The following is a 25665-nucleotide window of genomic DNA, read 5'->3' on the forward strand; positions in this document are numbered from 1 at the left end:
CAAAGAGGGCGGAGGCGGATTCGTGATTCAGAAGCTTGGGCTAAGCGCATTGGCGATTGCCATGCTGGCGGGATGTGCTGAACCGAACAGCGCCGAACTGGCGGATGTGTTTGGCGACCACATGGTCATCCAGAGAGACCAGCCGGTGCGCGTGTTCGGCACCGGCGAGCCCGGAACCGAACTGGCGGTAAAACTCGATGCGGCCGAACGCACGGTTACCGTCGCCGAAAGTGGCGCATGGCAGGTGGAGTTTGCCGCTCTGCCCGCGGGTGGCATTCACGAAATCTCTCTCCATGAAGGCGGTCGCAAGCTGGATCATGTCGGCGATGTTCTGTCAGGTGATGTGTTCCTGTGCTCCGGCCAGTCGAACATGAAATATCCGCTGAGGAACATGCCTTACGCGCCGCAGATCCTTGAGGAGGCGAGCGAGGAAAATATACGCCTGCTGAATATTTATCAAAAGGCAGCGCTGGAGCCTCAGTCAAAACTGCCCGAGCCGACCGCATGGAGCAAGGCGACGCCGGAAGCCGCGGAGTGGTTCTCTGCGATGTGCTATTTCACTGGGCGAGACATTGCCGAGACTTATGATGTGCCGGTCGGCCTGATCCAGTCAGCCTGGGGCGGCTCTCGTATCGAATCCTGGATTGATGCCGAGGTTGCGGGCGCGGCGGCGGAGCATGCCGAACAGGTTGAGTTGCTGCGCACTCATGTTGATGATCCGGTCAAGGCGGCAAAGGATTATTCGGAAAGTTGGCAGGCGAGCTGGCTGGCCGATCCGGCAACGGGTGGAGACGCAGTTTGGGACGCGCCGGACAAGGGCGACTGGGCAGCGGTGCCCGGCCAACTACGCGACTGGCGCACATGGGGAGACCCTGAACTGGCCGATCACAAGGGGATGGTGTGGCACAAGGTGAGCTTCGATCTGACAGAGGCGCAGGCCAGCCAGTCAGCCAGTGTGCACATCGGGTCAATCGACGATACGGACGTAACCTGGATGAATGGTGTGGCGATTGGCACCACGTTCGATTGGGGCGGATTGCGGGTCTATGACGTGCCGGCGGACCTGTTGAGGGCTGGGCGCAATGTCCTGCTCGTCAATGCGCATAATGATTATGGCGAAGGCGGCATGAATGGTCCGGATGCGGAGCTACGGCTTGAGCTTGCCGATGGCAGTTCGGTTTCGCTCGCGGAGGGCTGGACCTATCGCAAGGTGCCGACGGATGTGACGCGGCCCAAGCCTGCTCCCTGGCAAACCATTCAGGGATATTCGATGCTGCACAATGCGATGATCGCGCCATTGGAAGGCGTCGGGCTGAAAGGCGCGATTTGGTATCAGGGCGAGTCCAATGCCGGGGCCGGTGCGGCTTATGAGGAATTGCTGACTCTGCTTGTTCAGGACTGGCGCGCAAAGTTCGGCGCGGACCTGCCTGTGGTGGTGGTTCAGCTGCCGCGCTTTGGCGCGTTGCCGACAGTGGCCGGGGAGCCTGGCTGGGGCATGGTTCGGGAATCCATGCGCCGGGTCGCTGCGCAGGATGACCGGGTCGGGCTGGCCGTCACCATAGACCTTGGTGACCCGTATGACATTCACCCCGCCGACAAGATTTCAGCCTCCAATCGGGTCATCCGTGTCGCGAAGGCACTGATCTACGGCGAGGCGATTGACGGGCCGAGCGGGCCGGTCGCGACAGACGCCGAAATTCTGGCGGACGAGATTCGCGTCTCATTTCAGGGAATTGATCAGGGGCTGGTCACGATCAGCTCCAGCAATGTGACCGGCGTCGAGCTTTGCGATGGCGCGGCTTGCCGGTTTGCCCCGGCGACGCTGGACGGGGATGTCATGATCATTGAAACCGATGGCGCACAGGTTTCGGAAATCCGCTACTGCCAAGGCGACTCGCCGCTGTGCAATCTGTTTGACGGCAATGGCCTGCCGGCAGGCCCGTTCTGGATGCAGATCGACTGAGGCGACTTATTCGGCCGGCACCATGTCGGGCGCGTCGCGGCGGATGGCGCGGCGGATGACATCGCCATAGCCGTGCGAGATGCAATCGAACTCATCATAGTATCCGCGTGAGGACAATAGCGTGTGCAGCCGCTTCAGCCGGTAGGGCGGGATCGACGCGAACATGTGATGCTCAAGGTGATAGTTCACATCATTCGGCGCGATCAGGACACGTTGCCAGAAGGGCGCCACTGTCGTGCCGGTGTTCAGGCGTGGGTCCAGGCTGGTGCGATCCAGTGCCGTGCCATGTTCACCAATCTGGCGCAGGCGGACAATTGCGGGGTAGACGAACAATTCAGCCGCCCACCACATCAAATAGGCCCACGGGGCGCCGACCGCTGTCAGCACGCCAAGCAGGCCGACATGGAAAGTCAGCCAGGGCCAGTGGCGAGAGAGTTTGAAACTCCGGATCTTGCGCATCGTGTCGCGAAACCCGGTCTGCCCGGTCAGGTCGCGCACGAATTTGCGGCGCAGGCTCTCTTTCGGAACCGGATAATTCTTCACGAAGATGATGTCCGGATCGTCTGGCGTGCCGGCATATTTGTGGTGCTTCAAATGGTAGGCGCGATAGGCGGGCAGGGAGATGTTCATCGGTGCGCCAGCAATCCAGTGCCCGACGAACTCATCTATTTTCGGGCTCTTGAAGAAGGCGTGATGCGCGCAGTCATGATTGATAATACCAAGGCCGAGCTGCCGCCCGCCAAGGATCAGCACGCCGCCCAGAATGGTCAGAGGGTTCGGCCAGATGATCGCCACCGCGAACGCCGCAATGATCAGGCCCCAGTTCCAGCTAAGCGTGGCCAGAGCGCGGATATCGGATTTCTTGCGCAGCTCGCGCAATTCTTCCTTGGTAACGGCTTCCGACAGCTTCATCTTGGCGGACATGGCAGGCCTCCCATCCTGTGCTTTAATCGTTTATTACATAAAAAGGCAGTATGAGTCAATTTGTGTATTATTATGAGCCCCTGACCCCCGAAGACGTTTCGGCCCGCGCGCTGGTCCTGTCCCTGATGAGCAGCACGGATGCGTCGCCGCAGGCGATCGGGCGGTTGATCCACGCCGCGGCCCTGTTCGGGATCGAGGCGTCGACCTTGCGCGTGGCCGTTACGCGGCTGATCAAGGATGAATTGCTGGAAAGCCCTGAGCGGGGCATCTATTCCCCCGGCCCGAAGGCGCAGGCGTTGATGCGGCGGGTTAAACAGTGGGAGCATGTGGCCGGGCGCATGGTCGACTGGAATGGTGACTGGCTCGTCGCGCTGACCAGGCATCTCGGCCGCAGCGATCGCAAGCAGCTGCGTGCGCGGGAGCGGGCATTGGCCCTGTTCGGCTATCAGCAGACGGAGGAAGGCTTCTGGGTGCGGCCCGCAAATCTGGCAGGCGATCTGGAAAGTCACCGGGCGGGCCTGACAGAGATCGGCGCGGACGAGGACATTATCCTCATGCGCGCGTCCGACATGGCGATGGCCGGGCCGCAGGATTGGGCGAGCCTGTGGTCGCCGGATGCGCTGTCGCGCTCCTATGCGCACGCAATCGACACAATGGACAAGAGCATGGCCACGCTGGACGGGAAGGCGGTGGATGCAGCGGCGCGCGAGACGCTGCTGATCGGACAGCCCGTGATCCGCGCCATCAACTTTGATCCGCTATTGCCGCCAGAGCTGGGCGATCAGGATGGACTGTTGCGAATGGCGGACAAGATGCGCGCCTACAACAAGATCGGACAGGCCTGCTGGCAGCGATATTATGCCTCCATAGAAAAAGCGGCGCAGGAGTGATCCCGCGCCGCTTCGTTTTCTGATGGTCCGGGGGCGGTCTAGTTCAGCCCCATTTCCTCGCGATAGCGGCGACGCAGCAAGTCGATCGGCGCAAGGTTCCGCTTCGGGTCTTCATAGTGCCAATAGGTCCAGCCATTGCAGGCCGGCGCCTGTTGCACATGCGCGCCGAGACGATGGATCGAGCCGGAAATGGTGCCGGTCGTCAGTGAGCCGTCGACGCGGATGCGCGCCTGATAGCGACGCTGCGGGCTGAACAGGCGGTCGCCGGGCTTCAGCCAGCCGCTTTCCAGCAGCGCGCCAAAGGGGACGCGCGGCAGGGATTTCTTGCTCTTCTCCGTTTCCAGCACCGCGCCTTCGATCGGCTCAATGGCCTTCAGGCGCGCACGGGAGAGGCGGATATAGGTTTCGTCGCGCTCGATGCCGACATAGTTGCGGCCAAGGCGCTTGGCGGCGGCGGCGGTTGTGCCCGTGCCGGAGAACGGGTCCAGCACCGTGTCGCCCGGATTGGTTGTGGCCAGCAGCACGCGTTGCAGCAGGCTTTCCGGCTTTTGCGTCGGGTGGGCCTTCTTGCCGTCTTCATCCTTCAGGCGCTCGCCGCCGGTGCAAAGCGGGATCATCCAGTCAGAGCGCATCTGCTTGTCGTCATTGAAGACTTTCAGCGCATCATAATTGAATGTGCATTTCGAGGCTTCGGACTTGCCCGCCCAGATCAGGGTCTCGTGGGCGTTCTGGAAGCGGGTGCCCTTGAAGTTGGGCATCGGGTTGGATTTCAGCCAGATCACATCATTTTGGATCCAGAAGCCCTGATCCTGGAGGATCGCGCCAACGCGGAAGATGTTGTGATACGAGCCGATCACCCAGATGGCGCCATCATCTTTCAGAACGCGGCGGCATTCTTCCAGCCATTGATGGGTGAACAGGTCATAGGCGTCGAAACTGTCGAACTTGTCCCAGTCATCGTCCACGCCGGCCACGTGCGACTGGTCCGGACGGGTCAGGCCGCCGCCAAGCTGCAGATTGTAGGGCGGGTCGGCAAAGACGAGATCAACCGACCGGTCCGGCAGACGGGACAGGATGTCGATGCAATCGCCCTGCATGATCACGTTTTTCTGTAGTTCCATAGGTTCAGCCCCGCTTGCACAAGATGTCGTATCGAAGCGCGAATCAGTGCCGGAGGTCGGTTTCTGAATCCCTAATTATTGCGCATCCGAATCAGCCCGGAAATATTTCGGGTCCGAAACTAACAGCGAAAATGACCTGTGGATAGAGTTGTGGATAATCCTGTGCACAAGGCTCGGGAAACCCTGTGAAATCAGCGTGGGCATCCTGCTGCTGCGTCTTACTCGGGAAATGTCCTTATCCCGTTTTCTGCCGTGCGCATTACGGTGCGCGTCAGTCCAACGGAGAAAGATCATGACTGAGGCTACGATGAAGGCTGCCGTGGTGCGGGAATTCGGCAAACCGCTGGTGATCGAGGAGGTGAAGACGCCGAAGCCGGGGCCAGGGGAAATTCAGGTAAAGATCGAGGCGTGCGGCGTATGCCATACGGATCTGCACGCCGCGCGCGGCGATTGGCCGGTCAAGCCGCAACCGCCCTTCATTCCCGGTCATGAAGGTGTGGGCTACGTGTCCGGCGTTGGCGCTGGCGTTACGCATGTCAGGGAGGGCGACCGCGTGGGCGTCCCGTGGCTCTACTCGGCGTGTGGACATTGTGAGCATTGCCTCGGCGGATGGGAGACCCTGTGCGAGAGCCAGCGCAATACCGGGTATTCGGTGAATGGCGGCTTTGCCGAATATGTCATCGCCGACCCGAATTATGTCGGGCACCTGCCGGACAATATCTCCTTCGTAGAGATTGCGCCGGTCCTGTGCGCCGGAGTGACCGTCTACAAGGGGCTGAAGGTGACCGACACAAAGCCCGGCGACTGGGTTGCGATTTCCGGCATTGGCGGGCTGGGCCATATGGCAGTCCAGTATGCGCGCGCAATGGGACTGCGTGTGGCCGCAGTCGATGTTGACGAGTCCAAGCTCGCCCTCGCAAGGCAATTGGGGGCAGAGGTGACGGTGAATGCTGCCCAGACGGATCCGGCGACTTTCCTGCGCAAGGAAATCGGCGGGGCACATGGCGCCCTTGTTACAGCGGTTTCGGTGAAAGCGTTCGAACAGGCTCTCGGCATGGTACGTCGCGGCGGGACCGTGTCGCTGAATGGCTTGCCGCCTGGTGATTTTCCTCTGTCCATCTTCAACATGGTGCTGAACGGCATCACGGTGCGCGGTTCAATTGTCGGCACCCGCCTCGACCTTCAGGAGTCGCTGGATTTTGCAGCGGCGGGCAGGGTGCGCGCGCACACGGCTACCGCGCGCCTGGAAGAGATCAACACCGTCTTTGACAAGATGCTGGAAGGCGGTATCGACGGGAGAATTGTGCTCGATTTCGCCTAGACATCCAGTCGCATCTGGCCGCCTCTGTCCTCGACTACGCGAAACAGATCCGTGCGCAGGGGCTCTACCGGGTGGTTCATGTCGAGCTTTGCGATGGCGCGGCCAAACCGTTTGGAAATCAGGTCCGCCATCGGCCCGCCGCCGCGCATGCGTTCATGCCAGGTGGCGTCATAATCCTTCCCGCCGCGCATTTCCCGGACAAGGTTGATCACCCGCGCGGCCCGGTCCGGCACATGCTGCACCAGCCATTCGAGGATCAGGTCCTTGATCTCATAGGGCAGGCGCAACATCACATAGCCCGCCCGGGTCGCGCCATGATCGGACACCGCTTCCAGAAGGCTTTCAATCTCGTGATCGTTCAGGCCGGGAATGATTGGCGCGGTCATGGCGGTGACCGGAATGCCCGCATCGGCCAGTGCGCGCATCGTGTCCAGTCGTTTCTGGGGCGTTGCGGCGCGCGGCTCCATCTTGCGGGAGAGTGTGCGGTCCAGCGTGGTGATGGACACGCCGACACGGGCAAGCCCGGCCTTGGCCATGGGCGCGATCAGGTCGATGTCCCGCTGGATCAGGGCAGACTTTGTCAGCAGGCTGACCGGGTGGCGATAAGCGTACAGCACTTCCAGCAATTCGCGGGTCAGGCGCTGTTCCCGCTCAACCGGCTGGTAGGCATCCGTGTTCATGCCCAGCGCGATCACACGCGGCACATAGTCGGGTTTTGACAGCTCCCGCTTCAGCAATTCGACCGCGTTCTCCTTGTAGAAAAGCTTGCTCTCGAAATCGAGACCGGCCGAAAGCCCTTCCCAGGTATGCGTGGGCCGGGCGAAGCAGTAGATGCAGCCATGCTCACAGCCGCGATAGGGGTTCACAGTCCGGTCAAAGGAGATGTCCGGCGACTTGTTGTAAGTGATGATCTTGCGGGCGGTATCCTTCATCAGGACCGTTTCCAGCCGCCCGGCATCATCCTCTATCGTGCCCCAGCCATCGTCAAAGGCATGATGAGTCTGCTTTTCATACCGGCCAGTCTGATTGGAAACGGCGCCGCGCCCGCGATGTTCAAAGCGTTCCTGCGCGGCGTTGGTGTCCATCAGTGTGACGCGGCCCTTGGGCGAAAGTTTCTGTCCTGTCCTCATGAAGAGAACAGGCCACAGCGCCAAGAACAAATCAAGAACATTTGTTGCCGCGTCTGGCGGAAACCTGTGAAATCAGATGCCCTTCAGGGAGGCGAAATTATCAAACACCTTGCGCACGCTGACGGGCATCTCGCGGTCGAGCACATCTGTCATGACGTGCATCTTCTTGAACTTCTCTTTGCTTTGCAGCTCCGGCGTCTTGCGCGCGACCATGCGCCAGTCTGAAAAGATCCGCAGCTGGGCTGGTTCAACAAGGACAGTCGTCACTGAAACGTGTCGCTTGTCGGTCAGAATGCGATTGTAGATATTCTCGACATTCGATTGCGGGCCTTCCAGCAATTGCAGGAAGTTCAGGCCATTGAACAGCAACACACCCGTCAGGCTCTGCACCTCGTTTACGCGCTGAGCCGTTGCCACGATATCGTCGATATCGCTTTCCTGAATCGTGTCGATTGCTGTGCTGATATAGATCAGTCTTTTCATAGGTGTCCTGTTGCCTGAGCGCGCCCCCCTTGGACACCGCTTCCAGATTTTGTTCGATAACTTAAATCAAGTTAACAGAGATTGTCAGCACTCCAGATTTTCCAATCTTCCTTCGTGTCTACGTCCTGTAGCGTTGGCAACAGGGCCACGCAAAAGCCGGAAGGCAGATTCTTGCGAAGATCGGCCATTGCGTGAGGCCCTGACCAGCGCACGTTTTCAAACATAGGTGGCAAACCGGGCCTTTTGTTCAACCCGAATAGCCAGAATCCGCCATCTGTCGCCGGGCCGAAGATGGCGTCATTGCGCGACAAGAGCCGCTCGGCGCGCAAGAGCAGGGCGGGGCTGATGTCCGGCGCATCCGTGCCGATGAACATGACCGGCCCGTTTGGGGAGTCAGCAAGCCCTTTTGTCAGCTTCTCGGTCAGTGTGCCCGGCCCCTGACTGACGCGCGGCAGATGTGGCGGCAGCAGGCCCCCCAGCGTTTCGCCCAGCGCGCGGTCGGGTGAGAGATACAGCGACACGTCCAGCCCGCTGGCCGCGGCCGCGCGCATGGTGCGGGCCAGCGTGAAATGGGCAATGCGGCGTGCCTCCGTCCGGCCCATACCCGCGGCAAGCCGTGTCTTGGCAAGGCCCATACGCGGCGGCTTGGCATAGATGAGAAGCCGGGCGCGGCGCATCAGTGATACGCCTTTGCCAGCGTCTCCGGCTTTGCCCCGAGCAGGAACCGCGTCAGCAGGGCGGCATTGCCCCAGGCCCGTTTGCGCCAGCCATCGCGTTCGTATTTCTCGGCGGAGGTGCGCGCTTCAGCACTCAGGAATGAGAGCCGCGCCTTGCCCAGCGCCCGCACGATCATCACGTCTTCCATCAGCGGCACATCCGCATAACCGCCAATCTCGTCATACAGCTTGCGGGAGACCAGCAGGCCCTGGTCGCCATAAGGGAGGCCAAGCCAGCGGGCGCGGCGATTGGCGCGCGCCTCCAGCCAGCGGGCTGCGCGATCATCCGAGCGATACTTGAGCGTAAAGGCCGCCGCCTTGCCGGGCCGAGTGTCCATATGGTGCGCGGCACGTTCGGCCCAGTCGGGGGAGAGATACGTGTCAGCGTGCAGGAACAGCAACCACTCGCCCCGCGCGGCCTTCGCGCCGGCGGCAAGCTGTGCCCCGCGCCCGCTTGCGCCGGTCACCAGTGTCGCGCCTGTGTCCCCGGCAATGCGCGGCGTTGCATCATCAGAGCCGCCATCAGAGACAATCACCTCACGGATCAGGCCCAGCTCCAGCCCCGGCATCAGCGCCTGCAGACAGTCCGGCAGGCTGGGGGCGGCGTTCAGTGTGGGAATGATGAGAGAGAGTGGGGCGGCCATGAATTTCCCCTAGCAGGCAATTGTGCGCTGCGGAACCGACGAGCGGTTAACACGTTCAGCAGGGACAGAATTGAACAAGGATCCCTCACATGCCGTCGATTTACGAAACCCTGAAGAAAGACCATGACAAACATCGCGAGTTGCTCGCCCAGCTGGCAGAGACGACCGGCGATTCCTCGCGCCGTCGCGAGCTCTGGAAGCAGTTCTATTATGATGTCGGTGGCCACGCCGCAGCAGAAGAGGAAACCTTCTACAGCCCGCTGATGGAGAAGGAAGACGGCCAGCCCAAGGGCCGCCATTCGGTTGCCGAGCACAAGGAACTCGACGACATCATCCAGGAACTGGACGAGATGGATATGAGCTCCCCCGGCTGGATGACGCGCTTCAAGACGCTGCGCCATGACTATGAGCATCACATCGACGAGGAAGAAGAAGAGATCTTCCCGGTGGCGAAGAAGGTTATCGGCAAGGATGAAGACGGCGCGATCAGCCAGTCCTTCCTCAAGCGCAAGGCACGCGAACGCAAGATCGTAGACGAAAAGGCCGAAGCCGCTCTGGAGGAGTGATTATCCTCCCAGTTCCCCAAGCCGCTGTTCGACCAGCAACAAGTCCCGCCATGCGCGGGATTTGTCTTGTGGGCGGCGCAAAAGATAGGCCGGATGCAGGATCGGGATCAGCGGCGCGGCAAAGCCGCCCGCCGTTTTGTACACATGTTCCGTGCCGCGCAGCCGCATGATGCCATCCGAGCTTGCCAACAGGGATTTCGCCGGAACGCCGCCCGCCGCGATGATCACTTTCGGCTGGGTCAGCTCGATCATCCGGTCCACGAAGGGGCGGCACACAGCCAGTTCCTCGGCTTCGGGATTCCGGTTTCCGGGCGGGCGCCAGTAATTCACATTCGTGATGAAGGCATTTTCCTTACGGTCGCGCTGGATCGCGGCCAGCATACGGTCCAGCAATTGTCCGGCCGGACCAACAAAAGGGACACCGCGACGATCCTCTTCCGGACCGGGGCCTTCACCGATCACCATCAGGCTCGCGCCCGGTGTGCCATCATAGACGGCGGTTTTTTCTGCAGCGGCTTTCAGGGGGCTGCCCTCAAAGGCTTCGATGGCCGCTTTCAGCGCTTCGACCGAATCACACGCCGCAGCGGCGTTTCGGGCCTCTTCCACCCAGTCGACTTTCTTGCGACGCGGACGCCGTACAGGCGTTGGAGAGACTGCAGGCGCGGCTGGCGCGGCGCCCTCGGCGACCTTCAAATAGGCCTGTACCGTGGCGTCATCGACCTCCACGCCCATGTCGCCCCACCATTCGGTGAGGGCCTGAATTGCATCAATTGACGCAGGGGCGGGCATCTGGACGCTCTGGACCTTCCTGATAGACGCTGTAATTGCTTTACCAAATGGGCTTATGAGCGGGCAACCTATCACCCGCAAGGAGGAGAAACCAATGGCTGATGACGCTATTCAGCGCGAGTCGATGGAATATGACCTGGTCATCGTCGGCGGCGGTCCTGCGGGTCTGTCCGCGGCGATCCGCGCGAAACAGCTGGCACAGGAAGCTGGCGAAGACATTGAAGTGGTCGTGATCGAGAAGGGCGGCGAGATCGGCGCTCACATCCTGTCCGGCGTGGTCATGGACCCGGTCGGCCTCGACAAGCTGATCCCTGACTGGCGCACGCGCGATGATCGCCCGCTGAAGACAGAAGTGACCGGCGACAAGTTCAAATTTCTCGGGCCAAACGGCGAAGCGGACATTTCCTGGTTGCCAATGCCGGGCTTCATGAAGAACCACGGCAATTTCACCGGCTCGCTGGCAAATGTGGCCCGCTGGCTCGGACAGGAAGCCGAGAATATGGGCGTTGAAGTCTTCCCGGGCTTTGCCGCGTCAGACCTGGTGCTGGGCGAGAATGGCGAAGTGAAGGGCATCGTGGCCGGTGTCATGGGCATCGCGGCGGATGGCTCTCACAAGGCCGACTATGAGCCAGGCATGGAATTGCTCGGCAAATACGTCCTGTTTGCCGAAGGCGCACGCGGCTCGCTGACCAAGCAGCTGATCGCCAAGTACAATCTGGACGAGGGCCGTGACCCACAGAAATTCGGCATCGGCCTGAAAGAGCTGTGGTCCATTCCGGAAGAGCAATTCAATGAAGGCTATGTCCAGCACACGATGGGCTGGCCGCTCGACAACAAGACTGGCGGCGGCAGCTTCCTCTATCACTTCCGCGACAATGGCGAGCCCTTCGTATCGGTCGGCTTCGTGGTTCACCTGAACTATGAGAACCCGTACATCTCACCGTATCAGGAATTCCAGCGCTTCAAGCACCACCCATCCGTTCTGCCACACCTTCAGGGCGGCAAGCGCGTGGCCTATGGCGCGCGGGCGATCACCGAGGGCGGCTTCCAGTCCGTTCCGAAGCTGGCCTTCCCGGGCGGCGCCCTGATCGGCTGCGGCGCCGGCTTCGTCAACGTGCCCCGCATCAAGGGCAGCCACAACGCCATCCTCACCGGCATGATGGGCGCAGAAGCCGCCTATGCAGCCATCAAGGGTGGCCGTCAGGGCGATGTGCTGACCGATTATGAAGAGGCTTACAAAGCGTCTTCCGTCTACAAGGAGCTGAAGCAGGTGCGGAACGTGAAGCCGCTCTGGTCCAAGCTCGGTACGGCGATCGGCATTCCGCTCGGCGGTCTCGAAATGTGGATTTCCAGCCTGTTCGGCGGATTCTCCTTCTTCGGCACACTCAGCCACGGCAAGACCGATGCAGCGGCGCTGAAGCCTGCGAAGAAGTTCAAGCCGATCGAGTATCCAAAGCCCGATGGCGTGATCAGCTTCGACAAGCTGACCAATGTGTCCTTCACCAACACCTATCACGGCGAAGACCAGCCTGTTCACCTTGTCGTGAAGGACATGGCGCTTCAGAAGGCGTCCGAGCATGACGTGTATGCCGGTCCGTCGGCGCGCTACTGCCCGGCCGGTGTGTACGAGTGGATCGAGGAAGGCGGTGAGCTGAAGTTCCAGATCAACTCGCAAAACTGCATTCACTGCAAGACTTGCGACATCAAGGATCCGAATCTGAACATCAACTGGACCGTGCCGGAAGGCGGCGGCGGCCCGGCCTATCCGAACATGTAATCAGGCCTCTCAGGTCATGGTTTCCGGAAAGCGCGGTGGGGTTAACCCTGCCGCGCTTTCTCCATTTCGCGCCTTGCTCTCGCCGCATCCGGCTGCTTCACTCACAGCCAAAGCGAATTCGGAGCAAGCCTCGTTACCATGCATTTCAGACTGACCTTTGCCGCCTCTGCCCTGACCCTTTCCGCCATGATGAGCGCCTGTGCCACCGAACCGGCCCCGGCGCAGCCTGTCGCCGAGATCGACGCGCCAATTGTTGAGAGCAGCATTCCGCTGTCACCGGCCGCGCGCGCCACGGCGGTCATCGGCGACAATGGCATGCCGGTCGGCATCTCCGCATATCCCGCGCCGCTGGACGCGGTGAAGGCAGGGGACATGGCCGCGTTTCTGGAAATGACCTCCGGCCTGTCCCAGGAAGACCGGGACGTCAGCCCGCTATTCGATGCCTTCCTCGCGCTGGACCGCGCCGCTGATGGCGACATGCTGGCCGCGCGCAACATCCTGCAATCCTCCAACAGCCAGGATGATGAAGACGGCGAGACCGGGTTTTACGCCTTCCTCGACGCATGGCTGCTGGCAATGGAAGGCAAGCCGGACGAAGCGATTGAGCGCCATCGTGGCGCTGCGGGCTCCATGCCCGGCCTGACCGGGGACCTCTCGCTGGCCGCCATGCTTGAGGCGCTGGGCCGACCGGAGCAGGCGCTCGCCGTCTATGAATTCATGACGCCCGCAGAGATCGAGGCCCCGGAACACCAATTCGACCCGAAGGGCCTGCTCTACAGCCATGTCCGGACGGTGATTTCCCGCCACGCCTTGCTGCTGCAGCGCCTTGGCCGGATCGAGGAAGCGAAGGCCGTGTATCAGAAACTCGCCGATGCCGAGCCGGAAGAGGCGATCAGCTACGCCGCTGCGCTGGAAAGCCTGGAAACGGGCAAGAACCTCGACAATGAAGCGCTGGACGTGCCCGCCGCCTTTACCCAGTCGCTGGCCGACGTGTCCCGCGCCCTGCAGGAACAGCGCATCATCCGCACCATCATGATGGGCGGCCAGATCGAAGGCTTTGACGACCAGCGCTCGGCGTTTGATCAGGTGGCATTGCTGATAAATCCGGAAGACGAAGGCCTGCGCGCCGCTGTCATCGACCAGCTTTACGAGCACGCGCTCTATGAAGGTGTCGCCCATGTCGCGATGAGCGCGCCGGAAGATACCGCCTCGTTGCAGATCGCTGCCGGGCAGGCGCTGATCATGTCCGGCAAGGAAGACGAGGCCCGCGCCGCCGTTACTCGCGCGCTGGAAATCACCGATGAGGATGACCGGTTGCAGACGCTCTATGGCGCGTTGCAGCTGCGCACGATGCTTCACGACAAGGACGGGTCGACCGAATTGGTGGAGGAAGTGATCACATTGGCCTCCAATCAGGCCGAGCGTGCCTCCGCCCACGGGCTGGCCGCCGAGATCAATGACCAGTTCGGAGACCTCAAGGCGGCGGCCTACCATGCCGAGAAGGCCCGGGAGCTGGACGATACGCACGACCGGCGCATGGCGCTGGCCAATGCGCTAGGCAAGGTGGGAGAGATCAATCCCGCGCTGGCCATTTTGCGCACAGAGCTTCTGGGGCGTCCAAACGACCCTTACACGCTGAATTCACTCGGATATTTCCTGATCGAGAATACTGATAAGTACGAAGAGGGCTTCAAGATCCTCTACCGTGCCCGGTCACTGGCAGAGCGGGATCCCTATATCGCGGACTCGCTCGGCTGGGCCTATTATCGCCTCGGTCACCTGAAGGATGCGCAGCGCCTGATCGAACAGTCACGTGCCAAGCTGGAGCCGCACAAGCATTGGGAAATCGAAACCCATCTGGGCGACATCTACTGGCATCAGGGTGATGAGGAAGCCGCGCGCGAAGCCTGGCAAAATGCGATCGAGGCCCGTCCACCGGCAACGCAGCGCGCTGAGCTGGAAGACAAGCTGGCCAATGGCCTGACGACGCCAAAACCAGAGCGTCAGGCCCTGCCAAGCGTGTCCATCGGTGACGGCGAGATCGACCGGCAGGATATCTGACGAAACTGTCAGGCAGCTGAGACCTTTTACCCGCCTCCGACGCGCCTTACTATCGCCGGATATCAATGCGATTCCGCGATGCGAACGCTGACGGGAAAACTATGTCGAACGAAATGAATCCGCACATGCAGGAACCGGAGCCAAAGCGCAGCTTCCTGCCGGGGCCACCCTGGGTCTGGACCTGGGCAAGACGCCTTCTGATCCTCGGCTTCGTCCTCGCCGCGCTCGGCTTCGTGGCGCTCTGGATGTATTTCGCGGCGCTTGGCCGTCAGGTGCCGTCCATCGACAAGCTGAAACAGTATGAGCCGCCCATCACGTCGCGCGTCCACGCCGGCGATGGAACGCTGATTGCCGAATTCGCAAGAGAGCACCGCGTCTTCGTGCCGTATGAGTCGATCCCGACCCATGTGGTGCAAGCCTTCGTGGCGGCGGAAGACAAGACGTTCTTCACGCATGGCGGACTCGATTACAAAGGCATCGTGCGCGGCGGGGTGAACTCCGCCAAGAACAAGATCACCGGTTCCGGCGGTCTGGAAGGCGGCTCGACCATCACGCAACAGGTCGCCAAGAACATGCTGCTGACGCGCGACCAGAACCTCACGCGCAAGGCCAAGGAAGCGATCATCGCCCAGCGCATGGAGAAGGAATTCACCAAGGAAGAGATCCTCGAACTCTACCTGAACGAAATCTATCTCGGCTATCGCTCCTACGGTGTGGGTTCTGCGGCGTTGAACTATTTCGACAAGTCGCTGCCTGAACTGGACCTGTCCGAAGCGGCGATCCTCGCCTCTCTGGCCAAGGCCCCTTCGTCGGTGAACCCCTATAGCCGCCCCAAGCGCTTGCTGGCGCGCCGCAACTATGTGCTCGGCCGTATGGTTGATGATGGCTACATCACGCGCGAGGAAGCTGAAGAGGCGATGGCTCTGCCCCTGTCCACGACGCGTCGCCTGAAGGGTCCGGAATACGCCGCGGCGACCTATTTCGTGCAGGAACTGCGCCGTGACCTCATCAAGAATTACGGCGAAGACACGCTGCAACAGGGCGGTCTGTCAATCCGCTCGACCATCGATACGAAACTGCAGCTCGCCGCTCAGGACGCCCTGCAGAACGGCCTGATCGCCTATGACCGTCGTCATGGCTGGCGGGGGCCAATCACGCGTCTTGATCCCGAGGCTGACGATGTTCTGGAACAGCTGAACGACGTCACGCTGCCCGGTGGCTATGGCACGTGGGAAGCCGCGCTGGTGACCAGCACAGGCTCGCGCGGCGCGCAGCTTCTGCTGACTGACGGCGCGACCATTCCGCTGCCCGCCGAGGAAGTCGAGTGGGCCGCGACCTACAAGCCTGCTGAAGGCAAGGGTGGGCTGAATGTCGGCGACGTTGTCCTGGCTGAGCTGAAGCGCAAGGTTCTGAATGCGGATGAAACGTCTGCGCCTGCGGACCCGCAACTGGACCCCGACGGTGATGAGATCGACGAGCCGGAACCCGAGCCGATGCTGGTGCCGGTTGGCAATGCCATCCTGCGTCAGGTACCGGAAGTTGACGGCTCCCTCGTGGCGCTGGACCCGCATACGGGTCGTATCCTTGCCATGCAGGGCGGCTATTCCTTCTTCAAGTCGAGCTATAACCGCGTCACGCAATCCAAGCGTCAGCCGGGTTCCAGCTTCAAGCCCTTTGTCTATGCAGCGGCGCTGGAGCGTGGATACACGCCGGCTACGCGCATGCTGGATGCCCCCTTCGTGGCATTTGATGTGTCTACGGATGATTACTGGCGCCCGTCGAACTATACCGAAGGGCGCACCTATGGCATGGTCACCCTGCGTGTCGCGCTGGAGAAATCCCTGAACCTCGTCACCGCCCGCGTGGCCCAGGACATCGGCATGGAAGCGGTTTCCGAACTGGCCGAGCGGATGGGCGTCTATGAAGATCTTCCGCCCTATCCGGCCATGTCCCTCGGCGCCGGCGACGCGTATCTGATCGATGTTGCGCGCGGCTATGCCGGCTTCGTGAATGGGGGAAGGAAGATCAACCCGACCCTTCTGGACCGTGTGCAGGACCGTCATGGGCGTACCCTGTTCCGCCATGACGAACGCCTGTGCGAAGGATGCTCTGCGGACGAGTGGGACGGCGCGGAACCGCCGCAACTGGCAGAAGTGGGCGAGCAGGTGCTGGACCCGATCATCGCCTATCAGGTGACGCATATGCTGGAGGGCGTGGTAGAGCGCGGCACAGGCCGCCGGGCCCGCCGGGTCGGCAAGCCTCTGGCTGGTAAAACGGGTACTACGGATGATTATCGCGACGCGGTGTTCATGGGCTTTTCGCCTGACCTCGTCGTGGGCGTGCGGGTCGGCTTTGACGACAATCGATCGCTCGGCGAAGGCGAAGCGGGTGGCTCGGTTGCCTCACCGATCTTCACGGACTTCATGGAACGCGCCCTGGCAAACGAGCCAGCGACGCCATTCCGCATCCCGCCCGGCGTGCGCCTGGTGAAGGTGGATGCCCGCAATGGCGAACTGCCCGGCCCGGATACTGCTGTCATCATCGATGAGGCCTTCCGCCCCGGCACAGAGCCTGGCATGAGCGCCTTCACCGACACCAGCGACTGCTTGTCCATTTCCGGCAATTGCGGGGGCGGCACGGGCAGCTCGACCAGCGGGTTCGATCCTGAGCGCGACGCCGGAATTGTCGAGGAAACCGATGAGGGCTTCCCGTTCCAGCCGGCCCAGCCACGCCCCGCGCCTGAAGCGCCAGTGGATGACAGTCTCGGCGACGTTTACTGACGCAGTTGCTTTTGACGCAGGAAGGCGGGCGCGCTATGCCCCGCCTTTCCAGTTTTTATCGAACAAGATCACAAGAGGCAGATCCCATGTCCGCAGAAATCAAATCCCTTACAGACCAGATCCGCCAGTCCGCCGATTTGCTACGGAGGCGTCTTTGACTGGGATACTGCCACAAAACGCCTGGATGAGCTGACCGCGCTCTCCGAACGTCCCGATTTCTGGGATGACCCACAGGCCGCCCAGGCCATGATGCGCGAACGCCAGCGTCTGGCTGACGGCATCGAAACCGTCGAAACCCTACAGCGCGAAGCTGACGATGCCGAGGAATTGCTCGAACTCGCCGAAGGCGACGAAGACATGATCGCGGACATCGAAACCAATCTGAAAAAAGCCGCCGAGCGCGCCGAGAAGGCAGAGCTGGCTGCCCTGCTTTCGGGCGAGGCCGATGGCAATGATTGCTTCATCCAGATCAATGCGGGCGAGGGCGGCACGGAAAGCCAGGACTGGGCAAATATCCTGCGCCGCATGTATGTCCGCTGGGCCGAAGCGCACAATATGAAGGTCGAGGAACTCGACGAGCGCGAGGGCGAAGAGGCGGGCATCAAATCCGCCACGCTCCAGTTCAAGGGCGAGAACGCCTATGGCTGGCTGAAGTCTGAAACCGGTGTGCATCGCCTCGTGCGGATTTCGCCTTTCGACTCCTCCGCGCGGCGCCATACCAGCTTTGCCTCGGTCGCGGTGACGCCCGTGATTGACGACAATATCGAGATCGAGATTGATCCCTCCGATGTGCGTACAGACACATATCGCGCGTCCGGCGCGGGCGGTCAGCACGTCAACCGGACAGACTCCGCCGTCCGCCTGACGCACGAGCCGACAGGCATTGTGGTCCAGTGCCAGAACGACCGGTCGCAACACCGCAACCGCGATCAGGCCTGGCAGATGCTGCGCTCGAAACTGTACGAGCTGGAACTGCAAAAGCGCCGCGAAGTCGCCGATGCCAGCTATGCCGGCAAGACCGATATCGGCTTCGGCCACCAGATCCGCTCATACGTGCTCCAGCCCTACCAGATGGTGAAGGACCTGCGGACCGAAGTGGAAACCTCCGACACGTCCGGCGTGCTGGATGGCGACATCGACCTCTTCCTCTCCGCCGCCCTGGCCGCCTCCGTGGCCAAGAACGAGGACGAGGAATAGGGGGCTTGCCTCACGCAACCCAGTCCGGGGTCTGTGCGTTCGTCCTGAATGGACGATCTGCTGACGCTATCTTTTGACAGCCAGATGCCTCTCGGGGTTCTGGCTGTTCGCCTCATCGCGGCTTCCGTGGCGGGATTGATTGTCGGGTTTGAGCGCGAAGTGAGGAACCGGCCTGCAGGCCTGCGCACACACATGCTGACAGCGCTGGCATCTGCCGTCTTCATGTTGATCTCTATAGAGATGATCCACTCATTCGGCAGCAATGACGACACCACCCAGCTGGACCCGACCCGTGTCGTGCAGGCTGTCACGGCGGGCGTCGCCTTTCTGGCAGCAGGCACGATCATTCACGGCAGCGGCTCCGTCAGAGGGCTAACGACCGGGGCGAGTATCTGGCTCGCTGGGGCGATTGGCCTTGCCTGCGGTGCTGGTTATTTGCGTCTCGCCTTTCTTGCCGTCCTTTTTTCTGTGTTGATCCTGCTCCCGATCCGGATGCTGGAGACGCATCTCTTCGGGAAACAGCCCATTGGGGAAGGGAAGGATGATGAGTAGTGCCGCGCCGGCAATGTGGGAGTATCGCATCTGGCCTGATGACGCCGGGGCGATGGCGTATCAGCTTCAGACGACGCTACACTTTGTGGAAGAGTTGCCACGGACCGATACCTATTTCATGGCGACGGCCCGTGCCCCCGCCCAGGCAAAGCTGAGAGGCGGTGCGCGGTTTGATATCAAGGAATTGCTGGCAAGGGAGGCGGGGCTGGAGCTTTGGCGTCCCGTAATCGCCGCGGAGTTTCCGTTTGATGATGAGGATCGCGCGACGCTAGCCCGTCTCTATCCAGCCATTCCGCATTCCCTGCAGAGCCTTGCGGCCCTGCGAGATGCCTTTCTGGCCGAAGGTGCGGAACTCACAGTCGACAAGAAGCGACAGATTGCGACTGAGCCGGGTGGCCTGCGTGCGGAGATAACGTCGGCCTCATTGGGGGAGGGCGCGCGGACCACGCTTTGCCTGGAACATGAGAGCGCCGTCGAACTGGCCCGGCATGTGGATCGCTTCGGTTTCAGCGATCTGCCCAATCTCAGCTATTCCGTCTGGCTGAGACAACACCTTTAAGCGAGCGCTGTGGCTGCGAGGCAGGTGATCACGACGGCCGACAGGATGAGGCGCAGGCGCATCCACCAGCCGGGCGCCAGCGTTCGCTGGACAAACCAGGTCTCGATGCCGAGCAGGCCGATATAGCCGATGATCAATCCCAATGCGGCGGAGCTGTGGCCGCCGCCCGCAGCGAAGAAGGCCCAGAGCGCAGGCAACACGCTGAGCCCATAGCCGACGACCGCCTCGCGTCCGCTGGATTTCGTCGCAAAGCCCCACAGCACGCCGGACATGAAGGCGAGGATGATCGCGCCGTAGAACACCTGCACATACGGCCCGACAAAGCGCGCCCCGAAGGCGGCGCTGCCAAACTCCTGCAGTGCGGGGATGAACAGGCTGAGCGTCCCCCAGACGAAGGGGATCAGCCCGGCAAGGCCAAGCGCCAGCGGCGCGGCGGGTATCTTTTGTCTGGTCATGCCTGCGAATTAGAGTGATCTGCCTCAGTGTCGAGGGCGCCGCGCGAGGGCCCTTATCCCCTCAAGTCAGGGGGATAGCGGGGACGGGGTGCGTTAGGAGGCATTTGGCGTGTGGGCGCGCACATGGCGCCAAACGCGGGGGACAGGAAATTTTTTCGTCCCCGGTGCGCGAAGTCGGGCCATGATGGCTGGTATGAGATCGCTTTCGCCTGACGCCGAGATATTCCTGGAAGACAGCTGGATGATGCTGGGCAACATCTTTGCGTCGCTGCTGGATCTGTCCCGGCGATCGGTCGGGCAGTCTGTGACGCGTCGGTATTACAATTTCGTGCTGCGGCGGTTGCGGGCGGGGGAGGCGATGCTGCGCCGGATGATCCTGATGCTGGCCCTGACGCTGGAGGTCGAGCCGATCCTGCCGCGCGCGCAGTCGAAACCAAGCGGACCGGACGCGCCTGTTTCACCTGCAGACAGCGCGCCCCGGCCTGAGCCATTTGGCCCACGCACGCCGACACCTTTCCTGCTCTGGGAAGCGGATGCATCGCGTCGGCAGACAGAGCGCTTTGCAGAACCGCCGCGCATCTGGACGCTCGGCATGGACTGGAAATTGCTGCCATCGGAGCTGCGCGCCCTGAAGGCTGCCGAAGCCCCAGCGGCCATTTCCCTCCAGCCCTTGCAATTGCGCCTCAAGCGTCTGGAGCTGGCCTTCCGAGACCCGGATGCGGCGGCGCGGCGCCTTGCAAGATGGCGCGCGCGGCAGGCCGGGCTGAGAACGCTTTGGCGGGCGCAATATGAATGCGGTGAGGCAGAGCCAAAGGCGCCGTTCGGGCGCACCTCGCCACTGGGGCGAGCCCGGCGACTGGCCTCGCGCACCACACTGCCGGCGGACTATCGCCAATGGCTGGATGATCTGGACATTTATGCGCGCGATGAACTGATCAATTCATCCTGATACGTTCTGAAATGATAATCGCCCGCCCTCTGTCTGTGGCAGGGGCGGGCGAAGCTATGGGAAAAACGTCAGGGCGCTACAGCACGTCCAGCATTTCTGCGACCAGTGGGTGGCGCACCACATCCTTGCCTTCGAGGCGGACGACAGACGCGCCGCCCAGCTTTTCCAGCCGTTCGGCTGCCGTGGCGAGTCCGGAGAATTCCGGCAGCAGGTCCGACTGGGCCGGGTCGCCCGTGATCACCATTGTGGAGTGCCAGCCGAGCCGCGTCAGCAGCATCTTCAGCTGTGTGTAGGTGCAGTTCTGCGCCTCGTCGATCACGATGAAGGCATTGTTCAGTGTACGCCCCCGCATGAAGCCGATGGGGGCAATCTCGATCACGCCCTCGGCCAGCATGTGCTTCAACTGTCCGGGCGACAGCCGGTCCGACAGCGCGTCATAAAGCGGGCGCAGATAGGGGGCCAGCTTGTCTTCCATCGCGCCGGGCAGGAAGCCGATCTGTTCGCCTGCCTCAACTGCGGGGCGGGACAGGATGATCCGCGCGACCTTTCCTTTCTGCAGGGCCTCCACCGCCTTGCAGACGGCGAGATAGGTCTTGCCTGTTCCCGCCGGGCCAAGCGCGGCGACAAGGGCTTTTTCATCCATCGCCTTCATCAGTTCGGCCTGGTTTTCCGTGCGGGGCTTTACCGTTTTCTGATATTTCTGCGTACGCCCATTTTCTGCACGCTGATGATCTGCGCGAGTTTCGCAATCGTCCGGGTGCCAGCCTCGGCCGCCTTCTATGGCTTGCAGCTTCGGGCCCTTTCCACGGGCGCCCTCCTCGAACCACGCGTTCAGGTTCACTTCGGAACCGTGCTTCATCCGTTTTGCTGCATTGCGTTTACCCATGGAAGGTCTCCTTGGTTACGGGCAAGAAAAAAGCCACCGGCGGACTCGCGCGATGGCTTGGCGGAAACTGGGAGGAAGAAAAGGCCGTCCGCCCCGTGGGCGGTGTGGCCAGGTCCCGGGACGTATCACCGGGCGGCGGGGTGTGACAGGATCGTGTGATGACCGTCTCCAACTCCGAATCTGTTGATGATTAGAGTGTAGCAAGGTTATCAGAAGATTAAATGAAAATTCCGCCCCGGATAAAAAGAGGAAACCCCATGGCCATTTACGAGATTGACGGAACCCGCCCACAGCTGCCCGAGAGTGGCAATTACTGGGTGGCCGAAAATGCGCAGGTCATGGGCAATGTTGTCCTGAAGGAGAATGCGTCGATCTGGTATGGCGCAGTGCTGCGAGGCGACAATGACCCGATCACGATTGGCGAGAATTCCAACATCCAGGATGGCAGCGTGCTTCACACGGATGTCGGCTGCCCGCTGACCATCGGGCGCGACGTCACCGTCGGCCACATGGTCATGCTGCACGGCTGTACGATCGGAGACGAGACTCTGATCGGCATCGGCTCCACCATCCTCAACAATGCGAAGATCGGGAAGAATTGCATCATCGGGGCCCATGCCCTGATCCCCGAAGGCAAGGTCATTCCGGATAATTCGCTCGTCATGGGCGCGCCAGGCAAGATCGTCAAAGAGATCTCCGACCACCAGGCTCAGGTGATCAAGATGTCAGCGGTCCATTATGTCGAGAACTGGAAGCGTCACCGCGCCAGCCTGAAGCGGATCGATTAGGAATCCGTCTCGTCAGGGCGCAGGAAGTTCACCGCGAACTCCACGCCGTTCGAGCGCACGACCCGGCCACGCAGATTGCCTGCTGTCACGACTTCGCCGATTGGCGGTGTCTGGAACTGGCCAGTGGTCTTGAAGCTCGCGCCGGTCAGAGAGATGTCCATGACGGTGCACGGGATCTGAAGACCGTCCTTGCGGGCGATGAAGGCCGGGCCACCGGTCGGGAAGCGTGCTGCCGCGCGCTGTTCCGGGGCTTCCATAAGATCCTTGTTGACCAGCCAGCTAAGACGGTCAGCCAGTTTCTTGCGCTTGTGAGGCACGACGTTGAACTCAACGGCAAAGCCATCCTTGGAGGTGCGCACGACCCGGCCCGCCACGCGGCCCAGATCGTCGAAATAGCAGATCACATTGGCCCCATGTTCCGGCACGGTCGCAGCGCGCAGATAGGCGCCAGAGCAGGACAGGTTTTCAGTGACAAGTTGATGGTCTTCGCTGGATTCATCCAGGAAGCAGCCTTCAAGTTCCAGGTCGACTCGCTGATACTGGCGGCGATCTTCCTCGTTTTTGATCACGGGGTTGAATTGAGGCACAGACAAATCTAGTGCGGGCATGTGGATTCTCCTGAGTCCGTTACGGCAACCTGTCTGTTCTTCTCCATCAAGCCTTTACTTAGCTGAGTTTCGTTCACAAACTGTTGCGGAAAACAGAAGGATTCACGCCAATCCTTCACCATAAGGTTTATTGGGAGGTCCTCCGGTGCTGGAGACATACGACTATATTATCGTGGGCGCAGGAAGCGCTGGCTGTACACTTGCCAACAGGTTGAGCGAAGATCCGCGTATCAAGGTCTGCCTGATCGAGGCCGGCAAGAAAGATAACAACCTCATGGTGCGGATGCCCGCCGGAGTTGGAAACCTGATCAAGGCTGAGGGGGATTTCAACTGGGGCTTCTGGACCGAGCCGCAGAAGCATATGAATGGTCGCAAGCTCTGGTGGCCACGCGGAAAGGGCTGGGGCGGCTCCTCTTCCATCAATGGCATGGTCTACATTCGCGGCCACGCGCGCGACTATGACCAGTGGGCGCAGATGGGCCTGCGCGGCTGGAGCTTTGCGGACGTGCTGCCCTATTTCAAGAAATCAGAAGGCTATGAAGGCGGCGACAACGACTTCCACGGCGGCACCGGCCCGCTGAAAGTGTCGGAAAGCCCGCTCTCTTCTCCGGTTTATCGCGCCTTCCTTCAGGCAGGTGAGCAAGCTGGCTACAAGAGCACGAAGGATTTCAACGGCGCCGATCAGGAAGGCTTCGGCCGCTATCAGCGCACGATCCACAAGGGCGAACGCTGGAGCGCGTCCTATGGCTATCTGCGTCCCATCGTCGGCGTGCGGGACAATCTCACCGTGATCTCCACTGGTATGGTGACGCGCGTGCTGATCGAGAATGGCCGCGCCACGGGGGTGGAAGTCGTTGAAGGCAAGGGCCGTCTCACGCAGGAGATCCACGCCTCGGGTGAGGTCATCGTCTGCGCGGGCGCGGTGCAATCGCCGCAATTACTGCAGCTGTCCGGCATCGGGAATCCTGACCATCTCGGCCGGTTCGATATCCAGACCAAGGTGAAGTCCCCGAATGTTGGCCAAAACCTGCAGGACCATCTGGACGTCACCGTCATCCACGAGATGACCCAGCCGATTTCCGCTTACTCCATGCAGAAAGGCATCAAGAAGCTGGGCGTGGGCATCCAGTATCTCGTGAACCAGACCGGTGCTGGTGCCGACAACCACCTTCAGGCCGGCGCGTTCCTGAAGTCCCGCGAAGGGTTGGAGATGCCCGACCTGCAGCTCCACTTCGTGAATGCCATCATGATGGATCACGCCAAGCACCAGGCCAACAAGGATGGCTACACGGTCCATTCCTGCCAGCTGCGGCCGGAAAGCCGGGGCACGGTTTGCCTCGCTTCCGCAGACCCGTTCGCCCATCCGGCCATCGATCCCAATTATCTGGAAGCCGAGGAGGACCGCCGCGCGATGCGGGAGTCGGTGAAGATGATCCGCGATATCTGCGGTCAGAATGCGCTGCAGCCCTTCACCGGCGCCGAGATGATGCCGGGCGAGAGCGTGAAGACAGACGAAGAGATCGACGCCTTTATCCGACGGTGTGGCGAAACGATTTATCATCCCATCGGGACGGTCGCGATGGGAGCGAATGAGGACAGCCCGGTTGATGGGGAGTTGCGTGTGCGTGGTGTAGACGGTTTGCGGGTCGTCGATGCGTCCGTGATCCCGACCCTGATCGGCGGCAATACGAACGCGCCAACCATCATGATCGCCGAGAAAGCGGCAGACATGATCCTCGGCAAGCCGCCGCTGGAAGCGGAGGCGCCGGAGACGGTTGCGGCCTGATCAGGCCGCGCCTGCGCTAGTGGTAATTGTTGGCGACCAGCTTCAGCGTTGGCTCGGCAGGTTGGGAGTCTGGCGGTACCAGCATCGCCACGCGGTGACGCCAGATCGGACGCCCTTTGAGTTTCGGCACGCCGCCCAGCGTCTGGTAGAGGCCGAGGAAACGGGTTGCTGAATTCGGCATGCCAGCCTGCTCCAGGGGCATCGTCGTGATCTCCACCTCGACACGCTGGCCTGTCAGGGTTTCGCCGCGACCTCGGATGACACCCGGGGCGCCATCGGTGCGGACAGCCTCCAGGAAGCCGCCAATCATTGCGCGGTCCGGGCCGGTCCAGAGATTGAGGAAGTCGTGATTGGGCAGGGAGCGTCCAAGCAGGTCAGACACGCCGTCACCGGCCGTCCGGAAGATCCAGGCGCCATCATCGGTTGCCTCGATCATGAAGATGTTGGCGATCAGGTCCGGATGGTCGTTCGCGCGGGGCGTCCGGTCTTCATTGGCAACCGGATCAACGCGCATGCGTTTCCAGGCTTCCAGCATGATGCGGGTGTTCGGATGTATAGACCGGTCTTGCATGATGGGCGTGGGCTCCATTGATAGTTTGTGGGCCCAGCCGGGCCAGCGTCGGAGTCGTAAACCGCAATATATATTCCAGTTAGCAATTCCCCCGGCTGGGGAATTACAGGGGATGAAATCGGGGAATTTCCCCGGTCAGGAAGTTTTCG

General features: G+C 61.4%; 24 protein-coding genes. 13 read left to right on the plus strand and 11 right to left on the minus strand.

Annotated features, from left to right (window positions below; translation table 11 throughout):
• The first annotated feature begins 22 nt into the window (after positions 1–22).
• Positions 23–1963: a sialate O-acetylesterase gene (locus tag HY36_RS15770; protein ID WP_035554937.1), complete on the plus strand. Its 1941-nt coding sequence runs from the start codon at positions 23–25 to the stop codon at positions 1961–1963.
• Positions 1964–1969: 6 nt separating this feature from the next.
• Here HY36_RS15770 and HY36_RS15775 read toward each other — a convergent pair whose 3' ends face one another.
• Positions 1970–2887, minus strand: coding sequence for a fatty acid desaturase family protein (locus HY36_RS15775; protein ID WP_035554792.1), 918 nt, complete (start codon positions 2885–2887; stop codon positions 1970–1972).
• A 50-nt stretch (positions 2888–2937) separates the two neighbouring features.
• On the opposite strand from HY36_RS15775, the gene HY36_RS15780 reads away from it, so the two are divergent.
• A complete protein-coding gene (locus tag HY36_RS15780) occupies positions 2938–3777 on the plus strand; it encodes a hypothetical protein (protein ID WP_241764236.1) in 840 nt (279 codons plus the stop codon).
• A gap of 38 nt (positions 3778–3815) precedes the next feature.
• On the opposite strand, the gene HY36_RS15785 is transcribed toward HY36_RS15780, so the two are convergent.
• The gene (locus HY36_RS15785; protein ID WP_035554794.1) at positions 3816–4898 is read right to left on the minus strand and encodes a site-specific DNA-methyltransferase; all 1083 of its coding nucleotides are present in this window, start codon (positions 4896–4898) and stop codon (positions 3816–3818) included.
• Between the two features lie 292 nt (positions 4899–5190).
• Between HY36_RS15785 and adhP the strand changes: the two genes are divergently transcribed.
• Complete coding sequence (gene adhP / locus HY36_RS15790) at positions 5191–6219, plus strand: alcohol dehydrogenase AdhP (RefSeq protein ID WP_035554796.1); 1029 nt, start codon at positions 5191–5193, stop codon at positions 6217–6219.
• Here adhP and HY36_RS15795 read toward each other — a convergent pair.
• The 4 genes from HY36_RS15795 to HY36_RS15810 all read right to left on the minus strand — a co-directional run bounded on the left by HY36_RS15795 (position 6216) and on the right by HY36_RS15810 (position 9192).
• The gene (locus tag HY36_RS15795) at positions 6216–7349 is read right to left on the minus strand and encodes a PA0069 family radical SAM protein (protein WP_035554943.1); all 1134 of its coding nucleotides are present in this window, start codon (positions 7347–7349) and stop codon (positions 6216–6218) included. The two genes, adhP and HY36_RS15795, sit on opposite strands and share 4 nt — an antisense overlap.
• A gap of 72 nt (positions 7350–7421) precedes the next feature.
• Positions 7422–7832: a BLUF domain-containing protein gene (locus tag HY36_RS15800; RefSeq protein WP_051602883.1), complete on the minus strand. Its 411-nt coding sequence runs from the start codon at positions 7830–7832 to the stop codon at positions 7422–7424.
• 71 nt (positions 7833–7903) lie between these two features.
• Positions 7904–8509 (minus strand): TIGR04282 family arsenosugar biosynthesis glycosyltransferase, encoded by a 606-nt coding sequence (locus tag HY36_RS15805; RefSeq protein ID WP_035554798.1) that lies wholly within the window; start codon positions 8507–8509, stop codon positions 7904–7906.
• Entirely contained in the window at positions 8509–9192 is a 684-nt protein-coding gene (locus HY36_RS15810) for a TIGR04283 family arsenosugar biosynthesis glycosyltransferase (RefSeq protein WP_035554800.1), read from the minus strand. Before HY36_RS15810 ends, HY36_RS15805 begins: the two co-directional genes overlap by 1 nt.
• 89 nt (positions 9193–9281) lie before the next feature.
• Between HY36_RS15810 and HY36_RS15815 the strand changes: the two genes are divergently transcribed.
• On the plus strand, positions 9282–9758 hold the full coding sequence (locus HY36_RS15815) for a hemerythrin domain-containing protein (protein WP_035554802.1): 477 nt from the start codon (positions 9282–9284) through the stop codon (positions 9756–9758).
• Here the strand turns inward: HY36_RS15815 and HY36_RS15820 are convergent, their stop codons facing one another.
• Complete coding sequence (locus HY36_RS15820) at positions 9759–10547, minus strand: uracil-DNA glycosylase (protein WP_035554804.1); 789 nt, start codon at positions 10545–10547, stop codon at positions 9759–9761.
• Between the two features lie 94 nt (positions 10548–10641).
• On the opposite strand from HY36_RS15820, the gene HY36_RS15825 reads away from it, so the two are divergent.
• The 6 genes from HY36_RS15825 (at position 10642) to HY36_RS15850 (ending at position 19473) form a co-directional block, all read left to right on the plus strand.
• A complete protein-coding gene (locus HY36_RS15825) occupies positions 10642–12324 on the plus strand; it encodes an electron transfer flavoprotein-ubiquinone oxidoreductase (RefSeq protein ID WP_035554806.1) in 1683 nt (560 codons plus the stop codon).
• 138 nt (positions 12325–12462) lie between these two features.
• Positions 12463–14385 (plus strand): tetratricopeptide repeat protein, encoded by a 1923-nt coding sequence (locus HY36_RS15830; RefSeq protein WP_035554808.1) that lies wholly within the window; start codon positions 12463–12465, stop codon positions 14383–14385.
• Positions 14386–14486: 101 nt separating this feature from the next.
• On the plus strand, positions 14487–17165 hold the full coding sequence (locus tag HY36_RS15835; RefSeq protein ID WP_081806244.1) for a penicillin-binding protein 1A: 2679 nt from the start codon (positions 14487–14489) through the stop codon (positions 17163–17165).
• A gap of 86 nt (positions 17166–17251) precedes the next feature.
• A protein-coding gene (prfB, locus tag HY36_RS15840) for a peptide chain release factor 2 (RefSeq protein WP_155841995.1) occupies positions 17252–18362 on the plus strand; the annotation gives its coding sequence in 2 pieces (ribosomal slippage) (positions 17252–17320 and positions 17322–18362; 1110 coding nt in all).
• A gap of 48 nt (positions 18363–18410) precedes the next feature.
• A complete protein-coding gene (locus HY36_RS15845) occupies positions 18411–18914 on the plus strand; it encodes an MgtC/SapB family protein (RefSeq protein ID WP_035554812.1) in 504 nt (167 codons plus the stop codon).
• On the plus strand, positions 18904–19473 hold the full coding sequence (locus HY36_RS15850; protein WP_035554814.1) for a hypothetical protein: 570 nt from the start codon (positions 18904–18906) through the stop codon (positions 19471–19473). The genes HY36_RS15845 and HY36_RS15850 overlap by 11 nt, the downstream gene beginning before the upstream one ends.
• On the opposite strand, the gene HY36_RS15855 is transcribed toward HY36_RS15850, so the two are convergent.
• Positions 19470–19928, minus strand: coding sequence for a DUF3429 domain-containing protein (locus tag HY36_RS15855; protein WP_035554816.1), 459 nt, complete (start codon positions 19926–19928; stop codon positions 19470–19472). The two genes, HY36_RS15850 and HY36_RS15855, sit on opposite strands and share 4 nt — an antisense overlap.
• A gap of 184 nt (positions 19929–20112) precedes the next feature.
• On the opposite strand from HY36_RS15855, the gene HY36_RS17970 reads away from it, so the two are divergent.
• Positions 20113–20877 carry a hypothetical protein gene (locus HY36_RS17970; protein ID WP_206741219.1) on the plus strand — a complete coding sequence of 255 codons (765 nt, stop codon included), beginning with the start codon at positions 20113–20115 and terminating at the stop codon, positions 20875–20877.
• A 76-nt stretch (positions 20878–20953) separates the two neighbouring features.
• Here the strand turns inward: HY36_RS17970 and HY36_RS15870 are convergent, their stop codons facing one another.
• On the minus strand, positions 20954–21763 hold the full coding sequence (locus HY36_RS15870; RefSeq protein ID WP_035554822.1) for a PhoH family protein: 810 nt from the start codon (positions 21761–21763) through the stop codon (positions 20954–20956).
• Between the two features lie 257 nt (positions 21764–22020).
• On the opposite strand from HY36_RS15870, the gene HY36_RS15875 reads away from it, so the two are divergent.
• A complete protein-coding gene (locus HY36_RS15875) occupies positions 22021–22551 on the plus strand; it encodes a gamma carbonic anhydrase family protein (RefSeq protein ID WP_035554823.1) in 531 nt (176 codons plus the stop codon).
• Here the strand turns inward: HY36_RS15875 and HY36_RS15880 are convergent.
• A complete protein-coding gene (locus HY36_RS15880) occupies positions 22548–23159 on the minus strand; it encodes a PilZ domain-containing protein (RefSeq protein ID WP_051602885.1) in 612 nt (203 codons plus the stop codon). The genes HY36_RS15875 and HY36_RS15880 overlap by 4 nt on opposite strands.
• Positions 23160–23307: 148 nt before the next feature.
• On the opposite strand from HY36_RS15880, the gene HY36_RS15885 reads away from it, so the two are divergent.
• A complete protein-coding gene (locus tag HY36_RS15885) occupies positions 23308–24945 on the plus strand; it encodes a choline dehydrogenase (protein ID WP_035554956.1) in 1638 nt (545 codons plus the stop codon).
• A 16-nt stretch (positions 24946–24961) separates the two neighbouring features.
• Here HY36_RS15885 and HY36_RS15890 read toward each other — a convergent pair whose 3' ends face one another.
• Positions 24962–25516: a PAS domain-containing protein gene (locus tag HY36_RS15890; protein ID WP_162176016.1), complete on the minus strand. Its 555-nt coding sequence runs from the start codon at positions 25514–25516 to the stop codon at positions 24962–24964.
• Between the last annotated feature and the right edge of the window lie 149 nt (positions 25517–25665).

The organism is Hyphomonas atlantica corrig., assembly GCF_000682715.1.
Lineage (GTDB): Bacteria > Pseudomonadota > Alphaproteobacteria > Caulobacterales > Hyphomonadaceae > Hyphomonas > Hyphomonas atlantica.